The organism is Paraburkholderia sp. GAS199, from assembly GCF_050436585.1.
In the GTDB taxonomy this organism is placed as follows: Bacteria; Pseudomonadota; Gammaproteobacteria; order Burkholderiales; family Burkholderiaceae; genus Paraburkholderia.
The window spans coordinates 1,055,821-1,068,329 of the sequence record NZ_JBNDMM010000003.1; the positions used below are offsets into that span (position 1 = coordinate 1,055,821).

A 12,509-nucleotide genomic window follows, 5' to 3' on the forward strand; every position below is an offset into this window, starting at 1 on the left:
AATGGCGTTGCGAAATTTGCAATGCATTGGCGCGGCCGTCTGCTGCGGCAGACGTCGAGTATGCACCCTGCACGGATTTCATGCTCGGCCCTGGCCGTGAACGTGGCACGGGGTTTGCGGCAGAAACCCTACTTTTAACAGACGGAGGAACTATGAGGATCGAATTCACCGGACGCCGTGAAGTAGTCGCGGCAGCGCGCGTTGCCTTCGAAGCCAGCGTGGATGGAGCCGATGTCTGGTGCAGTGTGTCGCTCGATGCGTTGAACAACCATTTCGGCAACGACGGACCGTCTGCGCATGATCTCGTCGGCACGTTCGAAGCGAACCGCGCGACGATTGAAAATGCTACGCGGCGAGTGCTGGAGAAGAACGGCGGGAAGTCGGTGGAACTGGAGTCGGGGGACTTCCGCGGTTAAGCCGGCACGCGTCTTTCTCGCGTTTTTCTGACGTAGTTCGCTCATTTTTCTATCTCCAACAACACTCCTTTCGCCGCGCGGCCGTTTTTCGATGACCGCGCGGCGCCTAGACTGGGTTCATCGGTTGCAGCGCAGCGAAATTCGCTGAATGCACCGCGAAAACTGTCAATTTCCGGAGTGTTTCACCATGAAGTCGTTCATCAAGGCTGTTGTCATCGTTGCTTCGCTTGCCGCTTCGGCGACGGTCTTTGCACAATCCCATTCGCATACCACGCGTGCCCAGGTGCGCGCCGAACTCGAAGAGTTGCAACAGGCCGGCTATCGCGTAGGCGACGGCGACGAAGCGCATTATCCCGAAGCCATTCAGGCCGCCGAGGCACGTGTGGCGGCACGCAGCGCGCTCGCGGCCAACGGCGGCGCGGCGGCAACCAGCGGTTACGGCGGCAGCGCGGCTGGCGCCTCGCAAACGGGCCGTCCCGCCGTCTCGGCCGCGGACTGGTTCGCCATGTATGGACACTGAGCACAGCATGACCACAAGCATCCGCTGAGGTGGAAAGGACTCTTCCACCACGCGATATAGATCGGATCGACCGGGCTCGATACAGTGCTCGGGCACGCACGGTTTCCGGTGTGCGAGCGAGAGAGTTGGCCCCGGCTGGTGACAGCCGGGGCTTTTTTTATGCGGCATGGCGTAACGCGGTGCGGCTCGTGCGTGGCTCGTGTACGGCTGCGTGCGCAGGCGGGCGGGTTTTCACGCGTGCGAGCCCGGCGTAGAATTCCGCGATGCGAACCGCATTGCGCGTGGACGTGTTCGCCATCGTGGGATCGCGCAATGCATGAGAACAGGACAACGCCGATCGGCTACCAAACCGCATAGGAAAACCATGCAGGACATCATCGAAGGATTCATCCGCTTTCAGCGCGACGTGTATCCGCAGCAGATTGCGCTGTTCAAGCGTCTGTCGACCGCGCAAAGCCCCAGCACCTTGTTCGTGACATGCTCGGATAGCCGCGTCGTGCCAGAATTGCTGACGCAGGCCGAGCCGGGTGCGCTGTTCGTGATTCGCAACGCGGGCAATATCGTGCCTTCGTACGGACCGGAGCCGGGCGGTGTGTCGGCAACCGTGGAATATGCGGTGGCGGTGCTCGGCGTGCGCGACATTGTGATCTGCGGCCATTCCGATTGCGGCGCGATGACGGCGATCACCCGCTGCACGAACCTCGAGCACTTGCCGGCCGTGGCAGGCTGGCTGCGTCACGCCGACGCCGCCAAGGCGATCAATCAATCGCGCACCTACGATTCCGATCGCGCGCGGCTCGATGCGATGGTCAAGCAGAACGTGGTGGCACAGTTGTCGAACATTCGCACGCATCCGTCGGTGGCCGTGGGCATTGCCAACAAGACGCTGCAATTGCACGGCTGGTTCTTCGATATCGAAAGCGGCGGCATGCTGGCGTTGGACGGCCGTACCGGCGAGTTCCTGCCATTGCTCGAGCATCCCGAGATTTACGCCGTGTGATTCTCCGCGGGCGAGACGCGGCAAGCGGGCTGAACTCGCTGCTAACCAGTCGCGATCGAGTTGCTGTCTGGTCGGAACGTGGTCGAAATGCGGTTGAAGTTTCGCTGAAATCCAGCCGCCCGCGTGATGTCCGACTCAAGCCTCGAAGCAGCGAAATGCGAGGCTGATGCGTGGCTCGCTCACGCCCGGCGTTTTAGGTATGCCGTGCAGATGCGTGAACTGCGACGCATAGCTCATGACGAGGCAACTGCCCGCCGCCAGATCGACGTGCACGGTTCGCGCAGCGCCGGTTTTCGGCCGGATCGACATGCGTCGGGTGGCGCCGAGCGACACGATGGCGATCGGCTGGGCGGGTATCAGGCGCTCGGTCTTGTCGCTATGCGGCGCAACGCTGTCGTGGCCGTCGCGATACAGATTCAGGCCGACGCGATTGAACGGCGCGCCGATCAAGTCGCGCACCACCTCGAACGCCTCGCCGAGCGGCGCGGGCAAATCCGCCGACTCGCGCGCGAACGTGGCGAGCAGGCGCGGCACGGCGACCTCCCGCTCGTACATCATGCGCTGCTGGCTCAGCCAGCCGACATTGCGCAATGCCTCCTCGAACCAGCGCCGAGCCGACTCCGCCGCAATGGATTCCGGCAGATAGCGGATACCGCCTTCCGCGTCGGTCACGACCGGGAGCGGTTCGGGCGCAAACAAGGTGTCCTGTAACTCAAACATGCCGGCCTTTCGGGGATCGACAGCCGGCGCTAACCACGCGGAAGCGCGCGTGGAGGCGTGCCAGAAGCACGCTAAAACCATGCGCTAATCCCGCGGAAGCCCGGCGCTGTCCGGACACCCATTATACTGTGTTTTTATACAGTGTTTTGGGTTTGCGTGCGCTGCCGGAAGGCGAGCGGCGGCAACGCATGCCGGCTGCGGAAAAACCGTGTGAAGGCGCTTTGCGACGAGAAGCCGAGCTGGTCGCTGATCTGCGCAAGGCTCGAATGCGTCTCGCCGAGCAGACGGCAGGCTTCGCGGAATTTCACGCGTGCTTCGAGTTCCGTGAAATGCAGCCCCTCGGTTTGCAACTGACGGTGCAAGGTCCAGCGCGACGTGTCGAGACGCTCGCAAAGCCGTGCGAGCAGCGTGGCCGAAGTGTGACGTTCGTCCGCGGTGTCCCCGAGAATCTCGCCGATCAGCCGCTCGACGCTACTGGAAAAACGGTGCGCGTGTCGGATGCGCCGCAGTTCATGCTCGGCCTGCTGATGCAGGAAAGGTGCGAGCGCCGTGTTGTGCTGGATGAACGGCACGTCCAGCAGCGCGGCGGAGAATTGCAGCCGGTTCGCGTCGGCGTCGTAACGCACTGGCGCGCCGAAAAATTCGCCCGGATCGTGCGGCCTCGGCAGCGCGCTACCCACCAGCGAAACATGAAACACGGTGCGTCGCGTCACATCGTAAGCGCGCACCAGACTCGCCAGCACCTGAAAGTTGGCGAGCGCCTGAAAGCCGTTGCCTGGCGCAAATTCCGCGATGTACTCGTACTGCGCGTGCTCAGGCGTCTCACGAAAACATAGGAAATCGAACTCGCCGATCAGCGGACGAAACGTGTGGAACGATTCGAGCGCTTCGCGCAACGTGCGCCCATTCAGACACAGGTTGCCGAGCACGGGGAAGTCGGGGAAGAGGGTGTGCGCCTCGTTCGGATCGGCGCGCGCCACCGGCCCGACCTGCGCCATCAATTCGACCACGCGCCGATGCCGCACGCCGTCGATACGGCCATCGCGTTCGCGCAATTCCGAGGCGTTGATGCCGGTGCGGGCGCTGAACACGTGTGGCGAGACGCCCGCGCGTTCGGCGGCGTCGAAGGCGAATGCGGCTATGCGATTCGAAACGGTACGGCCATGGCCGCTAAAGCGCGCCGGCATGCTGTTTGACATGAGCTCGGGAAGGACGGACGTCGCACGATGATGGACAGGCGGGTCCGCTCGCGCCATCGGGAATTGCGATAGCTTGCCGTAAGGTTCGCATGCCGTTCGAGTTTTCTTGCGCCGCCTTACGCGCCGCGCACCACGAAGATAAAAGCTGCACCCGACGGTAAAACGTCGATGGAAACGGGTCGGTAAAGTGCCGTACGGCTATTTGTAAGGCTGTTTCGCCGTGCTTGCGACGTACCTCAAAACAACCCGATTCCAGGAGACATGGATGCATCTTCCATCACGGCCCGTCATGCGCAAATCGGCACTGGCGGCATCCGGCACCGCGCTCGCGCTCGGCCTCTTCGCCTGCGGCAGCAACGATCCGCTCACGCCGTCCGTCGCGCAGCCCGACTTCGGCTACACCACGCTGAACCTCATCAGCCAGGACGGCCTCAAGTTCAAGGACATGGACAAAAGCGGCCAGCTCGAACCGTATGAGGACTGGCGCCTGAGCGCCGACGTTCGCGCGCGCGACCTCGCGAACCGTCTCACGCTCGCCGAGAAGGCCGGCCTGATGATGCACGGCACCGCGCCCGTGCTCGACGACACCACCGGCGCGGGCACCGGCAGCGCGTACGACATGGCCGCGCTCAAGACGCAGATCAACGGACGCAACATCAGCACGTACATCACGCGCATGAGTGCCGATGCGGGCACCATGGCGGACCAGTACAACCAGATACAGACGCTGGCCGAACAGTCGCGGCTCGGCATTCCGGTGTCGATCAGTTCGGACCCGCGCAACCACTTCCAGTACGTGCTCGGCGCGAGCGCGGGCGACAGCGGCTTTTCGAAGTGGCCCGAGACTCTGGGCTTCGCGGCCATCGGCGATGCCGCGCTCACGCGCAAGTTCGGCGACATCGCGCGCCAGGAGTATCGCGCCGTGGGCATCACCGTGGCCTTGTCGCCGCAAGCCGACGTGGCCACGGAGCCTCGCTGGGCGCGCATCAACGGCACGTTCGGCGAAGATGCCGCTCTGACGCGCGCGCAGGTTCAGGCGTATATCGAAGGCTTTCAGGGCGGCAGCAACGGCGTTCAGTCCAACGGCGTGGTGGCCGTCGTGAAGCATTGGGCGGGCTACGGCGCGCAGAAATCGGGGTTCGACAGCCACAACTACTACGGCCGTTACGCCACCTATCCGGGCAACGACTTTGCCTATCACCTGAAGCCGTTCGAAGGCGCATTCGCCGCCAACGCGGGTTCGGTCATGCCGACGTATTCCGAACCCGACGCTCCGGTGACGATCGACGGCATCGCGCTCGAACAGGTCGGCGCAGCCTACGACAAGCCGTTGCTGACCGATCTGCTGCGCGGCAAGTATGGCTTCAAAGGCCTGATCGTGTCCGACTGGCTGATCGCGGCCGATTGCGACACGAACTGCATAAACGGCGTGTCGTCCGGATCGCCGTCATTCGTCGGGCTGGGCATGCCGTGGGGCATGGAAAGCGCCACCCGTTTGCAGCGCTTCGTGAGAGCGGTGGATGCCGGCATCGACCAGTTCGGCGGCGAGGACGATCCGAGCCTGCTGATTCAGGCCGTGAATCAGGGGCTGCTGCCGGAAGCGCGTCTGACCGAGTCCGCGTATCGCGTGCTGTTGCAGAAATTCCAGCAAGGTCTGTTCGAGCATCCGTACGTGGACGCGAGTGCGGCGGCGAAACTGGTCGGCAATGCCGATTTCCAGGCTCAGGCGCTCGACGCGCAACGCCGTTCGATGGTGCTGCTGCAGAACAACGGCAAGCTGTTGCCGATGGCCGCCGCAGGCAAGAAAGTGTGGTTGTACGGCATCGATCCGGCCGTGGCGCAGCAGTACGGTTATCAGGTCGTGAGCACGCCGCAAGCCGCCGACGTCGCGATTCTGCGCGTGAGCACGCCCTACGAGACACTGCATCCGAACTACATGTTCGGCTCGATGCAGCACGAAGGCAGCCTGGCGTTCGTGGACGGCAATGCCGATTACGAAGCGATCAAGCAGGCGGCCGCCGCGCCGAAGTCGATCGTCTCGGTGTATATGGACCGCCCCGCGATTCTGACCAATGTGCAGGACAAGGCCACCGCCATCCTGGCCAACTTCGGCGCGAGCGATACGGCGCTGTTCGACGTGCTGACCGGCAAGGGCACGCCGCAAGGCAAGCTGCCGTTCGAATTGCCTTCGTCGATGGCCGAGGTCGAGGCGCAACTCTCCGATGTGCCGCACGACACCGCGCATCCGTTGTATCCGTTCGGATATGGCCTGAGTTATTGAGGCCGGGCGATCAACCCGGTGGTGAATGAAGGTGCGTGAAGCGCGGCGTCGGATTCGACGCGCGCGCCGTCATTGAAGAGGCCGAAACACCAACGCGGCGCACAGCATGCCTTCGCTGTGCGCCGCGCGATGCTTCGACGGCTAGCCGCCTGGGTGAACCGCGCGTGAACTACGCGTGAAGCACGCTCAGTTCGACGTCACCAGCGAGTCCGACGGCACGATGCGCAGTGCGTTGGGATTCTTCGCGAGCGGGTTCGACCACAACAGATGCATGCTGGCCGGACCCGTGCCGTGCACGTATTCCACCTTGATCGACGCGCGCTGTTTGGCGGTGAGCCAGGTGCTGCCTCTCACGGTGGATTGCGACGCCGTCTTCTTGTTGATGATCTTCACGCCGTTGATCCACAGACGCGCCACGTTGTCGCTATCGATCGAGAACGTATAGAGTCCGGTGGTGTCGGCTTCGATCGCGCCCGTCCAGCGCACGCCGTAGCCGCTTGCATTGACACCCGCCGACGCGTCGGGCGAATCGGTGCCGCGTTCCGTGTTGAGATCGAAGTCGATCAAAGGCGTGATCGAGGTCTTGACCGGTGCGCTGGCAAAGCTCGAATCGTTGTAATAGCCCACCTGCAACACCGGCAGCTTGACGTTGAAGCCGCCCGTGAGCGCCTGCGTTTCCGAGGTCTGCCACGGATGGCCGTCCGGATAGATGGTGCCCTGGAACGGCGTGGCCGGTTCTACCGTGGCGGGCGCGCTCGGCACCTGTCCCCAGTGGAAGCGCGTATTGGTGCGCCCGATCATCAGTTCCCACACGATGAAGCCGGTGGTGCCGCCGTAGTTCGCCACGATGCCCGGCATCGTCTGGCCCGCCGTGCCCGTGAAGCCGCGTTGCAGCGTTTCCGAATTCAGCGCGCTGACATTGCTGCCGTTTACCGGGCCCGTGTACGGGTTGCCATACGGATGGAAGGCGTAGAAGTCGGAGAAGTACGAGCCTTCGTCTTCCTGCACCTGCGGCGAGTTGATCGGCTGCGTCGCGCCGGCATTGATGATGGCGATACGTGCATCGTTCATCATCACGGCACGCGTTTCCTGCAGCGAACCGTTGCCGCTACAGCCGGGTTCGTTCATCGGTTCCCAGAAGATGATGCGCGGGTCGTTGCGGTGCGGCGCGACGAAATCCGTGATGTAGTTGGCGAGACTGGCCTTGTAGGTAATGTTCGGATTCGCCGAGGTCGGCTGGAAATACGCCTGCTCGACCGGCGTGCCCGGCGACTGCACCCACTGGCTGTTGTGCACGCCCCAGACCGGTGCGGGTTGCGGACCGTAGGCCGGCGTCGGGTTCCAGCAGTCGTCGTAGAAGATCGGCGAGACTTTCATGCCGTGGCGCGCGGCGATCTTCAGCAGGTTTTCGAATTTACTCAGGAATGCCACGCGATCGTTGGCCCACACGAGATAGTGCAGATACACCGCAATGGTGTTCATGCCGTAGGTCTGCGCGTACGTGAGTTCGCGGTTGACGATCTCGGGGTCGTAGTTCTCCCAGAAGTCGATTGCATTCACGGCGTTCGACGGCGTATAGACCGCGCCGACCACCTTCGAGAAATCGAAGCTCGGCGATTTGACGGTCGGATACGTGTGAATCGTGATGTTGCTGAAAGTGGCGCCCACACCGAAACGGCGCAGCCCGAAGCTGCCCGACTGGAACGCGGCGGGCAGGGCGTTGGTGGCGTCGTTCACGCTGATCACGCGCTGGCCGTCGAAGTCGACGGTGAGGGCCGTGCCGCTGGTGGTGACCTTCAGGTGATGGGTGCTGCCGCCGACGATCGAACTCATCGGATAGGCGATGAAGTTGGTCCAGTTGTTGTTCTGCCGGCCGACCTGAAGGATGTGCGAGCCGGTATCGAGGCCGATGTAATAGCCGGTCAGACTGTCGGGGCCGCCGGCGGTCGGGTTGGTGGTGCGCACGATGAACCCTGCGTTGGCCGCACCCGTGCCGACCGGCGCGCTGACGGTCACGTCGGCTTCGTACGAGGCCGTTGCGTAGGTGCTGGCGAGCGCCACGGTCTTGTCGCCCGCGCCGGTGCCGTTGGTGGCGGGCGGGTCGATCGTGATGCTCGAGGCGGTTGCGCCGGCGCGCCAGCCGTTGGTCGAACCGGGCGCGAGGTAGTTGGTGAAGTCGCCGAACGCGAGATGCGTGGTCGATACGGGCGTGGGCGAGGGCGGCGGCGTGTAGGCCGCGAGATTGAGCGTGGGGTCCGCGATGACGAGCGGCGGGGTCGTCGTCTTCATGCCGAGCGGGATGGCCTTCGCGGCCTTGAATTCGCTCTGCACACTGGCGGCGTCCGCGGCCGACGCCGCCGCCAGATCCGCGGATGAAGCGGCCGACGATGCGGCGGCATCCACCGCGGCGACCTGTTTATTGGCTGATCCTGCTACGTCCGGTGAACCGTCATTGCCGCCGCAAGCGCCCAGCATCGTGAGCGCCGCAAGCACAAGGTAATTGCGCACCTGTCATCTCCTGATGTCCCCGCTTAATAGATGGTCATAATTATTATTAAATCAGCATAAAGCCGATGTCTTGCGCATCGGCTTAGGGAAAGGCGGAAATCGGTATGAATAATATTATTACTTCCGGTAAGCAGTATCGGTACTTACCCGACTTGGTGCAAAACGCCAGAAAGGTGCAGTGGGTCGGTGGGTCGGCCGCTCGCCGGGCATAATCCGGTTTCTGCTCAACCAGACCGTGTCGCGCGACTCAGACGTCGCCCGATGCGATTCCTTCGGGTCTTCATGCAACCAGTCACTGCCGTTCGCCACCGGGTCGTGCCGCTGCGCAGCATCGCGTTGATCCTCGTTTCGATGTTCTGTTTCGCGCTCGTCGATGCGCTGGCGAAATCGGTGGCGCTCGACTATCCGGCCAACGAAGTGACGTTCTTCCGGATGCTGTTCGGACTGTTGCCGGCGCTCGCCGTCTGCCTGCGCGGCAAGCCCTTGCGTCAGCGGTTCGCGCAACTGGATGTGCGCGGACAAACCTTGCGCGCGCTGACCTTGCTGGGTGCGTCGGCGCTCTTTTTCGCGGGGCTGCCTTATCTGCCGCTCGGCGAGGCGGTGTCGATCGTGTACTCGGAGAGCCTGCTCGTGATCGTGCTCGCGCCGCTTCTGCTCAAGGAGACGCTCAAGCCGCGCGACGCGATGGCCGCGGCGATCGGATTCGTCGGCGTGTTGCTGGTCGTGCGTCCCGGCGGCGCGGCGAGTGGCGGTGCGACGCACTGGCTCGGGCCCGTGCTGATGATCGCCAGCGCGCTGTTCGGCGCCTTGTCGATCATCCAGATCAAGCGCATCCGCGCCACCGACGATTCCGGCACGACAGTGCTGTATTTCACGAGCGTCGGTCTGGTCGTGACCGGCGCGACCCTGTTGCTGGCATGGCGAACGCCGTCGCCCGGCGCGCTGGGCGTGATGGCTTTACTCGGTGTGTTCGCCACCGCCGGCCAGTTGCTGATGACCATGGCCTTTCGCGAAGCCGATGCAGGCGCGCTCGCGCCGTACAACTACACGAGCATCGTGTGGGCCGCGCTGTTCGGTTATCTCGCGTGGGGCGAGACGATTGGCGCGGTGGCGTTGCTGGGGATCGCGCTGATCGTCGGCAGTTCGATCGCGGTCGCGATGCGTGGCAAGCAGCCCGAGGGGCCGCTGGTTTAAGCGTGCGCGAGGCGCATCAGGTTAGACGTATTGCTTCGGATGCCGAACAATAATCATAAGAATGGCGAATCAGGTCCGCGAAGCTGGCTTTTTCGGACATTCATCCCTGCTGGATCGGACGCGCTGGCATCTTGCGCATCCACGACGCGTATCGACTCGTACAACCCTGTTAGCGGGCCCCGCCCGCGGCCCAAACTCGCGGCCGTTGCGCGCGCCTGATCGGCGGCCGTTCATTCTCTCCGATCGACGCGCCAACCTTCCGGCGATTCCGGGCACGCCAGCCATATCGAAGAATGCGCGTGTTCACGCTATGGGAGGGAGACGTCATGCATGACGAAGCAAGGAAGAGGGTCTTCGCGGGATGTATCGCCGGCACGCTGGCCGTTGCTGCGTACGTTTCGCAGGCGGGCCGGCCATGGTTGTCGGCCGATGAACCCGGCATCGAGCGCAGCGACGCGTCGGCTTACCGGACGCGCGGTGATGTCATCAGCGGGTCGGTGAGTGCCGGGCCCGCCGTGGCTGACAATCACGCCGACGCAGCCGCCGCACGAATTCAGGCCGCACGCACGAGCTTGCAGCGCAACGATGTGGTTGCCGCGCAAAAGCAACTGGATGCCGTGCCATCCGCACACAGGAACGATGCTCAGGTGCTGTCCTTGCAGAAGGAAGTGGCGGTGCGCGGACAGAGCGCGCAGCGCGCGACCACCGACGTCGGCCGCAAGCGAAACGGCAGCGGCGCTGCGCAGGGCGCGAGTAGAACGGCCAACAGGGCGGCAAAGCCGGACGGCGCGTACGCCGCCACGAGGCATGGCCGATCGCGCGGCGGCAATCAGCCGGCGGTACGCGAAGTGTCGGGCCGCACGTCGACCGTGGCGAAAAACCGGTCCGAGCCGTCAACCGTTGCAACGGCGACGAACCAATGGAGCATGAAATCCGCGGGCATGAGTGCCGGGCTCACGGCGAGCGCGCCGGCCTCGACACCGGCGCCGATGAAAGTGGTGTCGCGCGAAGCCAACGCGCCGGCCGCGTCGAATGGTCCGGCCGTGACGAATTCGCCCGCGCCTGTTGAAACAACGGGCTCGCGCAACCAGTCGACGCTGACCGCTCAGGCTTCGCCTGCGCCGTCGATCGCGCCGGCCCCGTCACAACTTTCGCAACTGGCGCAAAACGATCCGGCCGGCGGCACGGCAGTCAGGACCGACGGCGGACCGAAAACGCGTGCGCAGGTCCGTGCGGAAATCGTGCGCGCGCGCAGCGACGGCAGCCTGCCGGCCTTCGGTAACCCGAATCCTGCCGGACCCGGCGGCGCGCCGAGTCTCGTCATTCCGTCGCGGCCCTGAGTCTGCGCGCCGACGCCTGGCGCTCGACTACTTCAGCGAGGCCGCCAGGCGCGCGAAGGTCGGCTCGTCCGTGCGGTCGAACGCGAGCGGCGTGACCGAGACGCGCCCCGACGCGACAACGGCCGTTTCGGTGTCGGGATCGTTGACGCGAGCGCCGCGCTGAAAACGCAGCCAGTGATAGTCGAGGCCGCGCGGATCGACCTGCGGCAGCACCTCGATGCTTTCCACCAGACCGACGCCCTGGCGCGTCGGTGTTAGCGGACCTGCGGTGGCGGCCTCCACGTCGGGGAAGTTGATGTTCAGGCAGGTCGGCGCGTCGTGGTGAATGGCGAGCAACTGACGGATCACGCCGGGTGCGAGCGCACGCGCGGTGTCCCAGCGCACGTTGTCGCGGTTGCTGAAGGTCTGGCTCAGCGCGAACGCGGGCAGCCCCAGCAGCAGTCCCGTCATGGCCGCGCCGACGGTGCCCGAAAACATGGTCTCGACACCGAGATTGCCGCCGCGATTCACGCCCGACAGGATCAGCGTGGGCGGCGTCTCGCGCATCAGATGACGCACGCCCATCACGACGCAATCGCCGGGCGTACCCACGACGCCGAAACGGCGCTCGCCCTGGCGGCTTACGCGCAGCGGCGAGTGCAGACTGATCGAATGCGATGTGCCGCTCTGGTCGTGCTCGGGCGCGACCACCCAGACTTCGTGCGCGATCTCGGCCGCCACGGCTTCGAGTACGGCGAGGCCGGGTGCGTCGATACCGTCGTCGTTGGTCAATAACACGCGCGGCACTTTGGATTCGTAGGCTGACATCGCAGCGATCTCCTCTTCAGGTAAGGACAGGAGCCTGCATTATCCGGCGATTGCCGCGAAGCCGGGTTTCAACTCGGCATCGACGCGGTGCGGCTTTTCGCATATCAGATTGCGCGATATTGCAAGTGCGGCTTTCTTTTGATATCCGCAACGATTATTTTCATTGACGGAAATAATGCGCCTGAATGTGTTTGAGTATCTGACCTGATATTACGATTAATTCCGCGTGGCAACCTGGTGAAACAATAAATTGTTTTATTCGCGTTGTCCAGATTAAACCGGCATGTTATTCTGCGCCGGTCTGGCTCTCCGAGAGGGGCTTGAAATCAGGCACTTGGGGCGTGTTCGCGAGAGGAACACGCCCCATTTCATTTCTGCTCGCCATTTTTTCCGGGTTTCCGGCCGGCGTGAAATGAACTGAAAGTTAAAATCGGTTCGCGTCGCTAAAACACAACGTCGTAATCAACTGAAAAACTGTTTTTTGCTTTGTCGGATATTCTCCGCCGCTCGATAGCAATCGCTAT

General features: G+C 63.6%; 10 protein-coding genes. 6 read left to right on the forward strand and 4 right to left on the reverse strand.

Annotated elements, in window-relative coordinates; translation table 11 throughout:
• The first annotated feature begins 152 nt into the window (after positions 1–152).
• The 3 genes from P3T18_RS16290 (at position 153) to P3T18_RS16300 (ending at position 1,936) form a co-directional block, all read left to right on the forward strand.
• Complete coding sequence (locus P3T18_RS16290) at positions 153–416, forward strand: DUF1488 domain-containing protein (RefSeq protein WP_429300940.1); 264 nt, start codon at positions 153–155, stop codon at positions 414–416.
• Between the two features lie 187 nt (positions 417–603).
• Positions 604–936 carry a DUF4148 domain-containing protein gene (locus P3T18_RS16295; protein ID WP_429300941.1) on the forward strand — a complete coding sequence of 111 codons (333 nt, stop codon included), beginning with the start codon at positions 604–606 and terminating at the stop codon, positions 934–936.
• Between the two features lie 364 nt (positions 937–1,300).
• Entirely contained in the window at positions 1,301–1,936 is a 636-nt protein-coding gene (locus tag P3T18_RS16300) for a carbonic anhydrase (RefSeq protein ID WP_429300942.1), read from the forward strand.
• 135 nt (positions 1,937–2,071) lie between these two features.
• On the opposite strand, the gene P3T18_RS16305 is transcribed toward P3T18_RS16300, so the two are convergent.
• Together P3T18_RS16305 and P3T18_RS16310 are read right to left on the reverse strand one after the other, a co-directional pair.
• Complete coding sequence (locus P3T18_RS16305) at positions 2,072–2,656, reverse strand: alpha-ketoglutarate-dependent dioxygenase AlkB family protein (RefSeq protein ID WP_429300943.1); 585 nt, start codon at positions 2,654–2,656, stop codon at positions 2,072–2,074.
• 134 nt (positions 2,657–2,790) lie between these two features.
• Complete coding sequence (locus tag P3T18_RS16310) at positions 2,791–3,855, reverse strand: helix-turn-helix domain-containing protein (protein ID WP_429300944.1); 1,065 nt, start codon at positions 3,853–3,855, stop codon at positions 2,791–2,793.
• 265 nt (positions 3,856–4,120) lie between these two features.
• On the opposite strand from P3T18_RS16310, the gene P3T18_RS16315 reads away from it, so the two are divergent.
• Positions 4,121–6,136, forward strand: a complete 2,016-nt coding sequence (locus P3T18_RS16315) for a glycoside hydrolase family 3 N-terminal domain-containing protein (RefSeq protein ID WP_429300945.1) — start codon at positions 4,121–4,123, stop codon at positions 6,134–6,136.
• Between the two features lie 186 nt (positions 6,137–6,322).
• Here the strand turns inward: P3T18_RS16315 and P3T18_RS16320 are convergent, their stop codons facing one another.
• A complete protein-coding gene (locus P3T18_RS16320; RefSeq protein ID WP_429300946.1) occupies positions 6,323–8,644 on the reverse strand; it encodes a PA14 domain-containing protein in 2,322 nt (773 codons plus the stop codon).
• A gap of 282 nt (positions 8,645–8,926) precedes the next feature.
• Between P3T18_RS16320 and P3T18_RS16325 the strand changes: the two genes are divergently transcribed.
• Positions 8,927–9,838, forward strand: a complete 912-nt coding sequence (locus P3T18_RS16325) for a DMT family transporter (RefSeq protein WP_429300947.1) — start codon at positions 8,927–8,929, stop codon at positions 9,836–9,838.
• Between the two features lie 326 nt (positions 9,839–10,164).
• Entirely contained in the window at positions 10,165–11,178 is a 1,014-nt protein-coding gene (locus P3T18_RS16330; RefSeq protein WP_429300948.1) for a hypothetical protein, read from the forward strand.
• Between the two features lie 27 nt (positions 11,179–11,205).
• Here P3T18_RS16330 and surE read toward each other — a convergent pair whose 3' ends face one another.
• The gene (gene surE, locus P3T18_RS16335; protein WP_429300949.1) at positions 11,206–11,985 is read right to left on the reverse strand and encodes a 5'/3'-nucleotidase SurE; all 780 of its coding nucleotides are present in this window, start codon (positions 11,983–11,985) and stop codon (positions 11,206–11,208) included.
• Between the last annotated feature and the right edge of the window lie 524 nt (positions 11,986–12,509).

What these genes read in the sequence shown, in the direction of transcription:
- P3T18_RS16290 (WP_429300940.1), top strand. Translation starts at nt 153, where the DNA reads ATGAGGATCGAATTCACCGGACGCCGTGAAGTAGTCGCGGCAGCGCGC.
- P3T18_RS16295 (WP_429300941.1), top strand. Translation starts at nt 604, where the DNA reads ATGAAGTCGTTCATCAAGGCTGTTGTCATCGTTGCTTCGCTTGCCGCT.
- P3T18_RS16300 (WP_429300942.1), top strand. Translation starts at nt 1,301, where the DNA reads ATGCAGGACATCATCGAAGGATTCATCCGCTTTCAGCGCGACGTGTAT.
- P3T18_RS16305 (WP_429300943.1), bottom strand. Translation starts at nt 2,656, where the DNA reads ATGTTTGAGTTACAGGACACCTTGTTTGCGCCCGAACCGCTCCCGGTC.
- P3T18_RS16310 (WP_429300944.1), bottom strand. Translation starts at nt 3,855, where the DNA reads ATGTCAAACAGCATGCCGGCGCGCTTTAGCGGCCATGGCCGTACCGTT.
- P3T18_RS16315 (WP_429300945.1), top strand. Translation starts at nt 4,121, where the DNA reads ATGCATCTTCCATCACGGCCCGTCATGCGCAAATCGGCACTGGCGGCA.
- P3T18_RS16325 (WP_429300947.1), top strand. Translation starts at nt 8,927, where the DNA reads ATGCAACCAGTCACTGCCGTTCGCCACCGGGTCGTGCCGCTGCGCAGC.
- P3T18_RS16330 (WP_429300948.1), top strand. Translation starts at nt 10,165, where the DNA reads ATGCATGACGAAGCAAGGAAGAGGGTCTTCGCGGGATGTATCGCCGGC.
- surE (WP_429300949.1), bottom strand. Translation starts at nt 11,985, where the DNA reads ATGTCAGCCTACGAATCCAAAGTGCCGCGCGTGTTATTGACCAACGAC.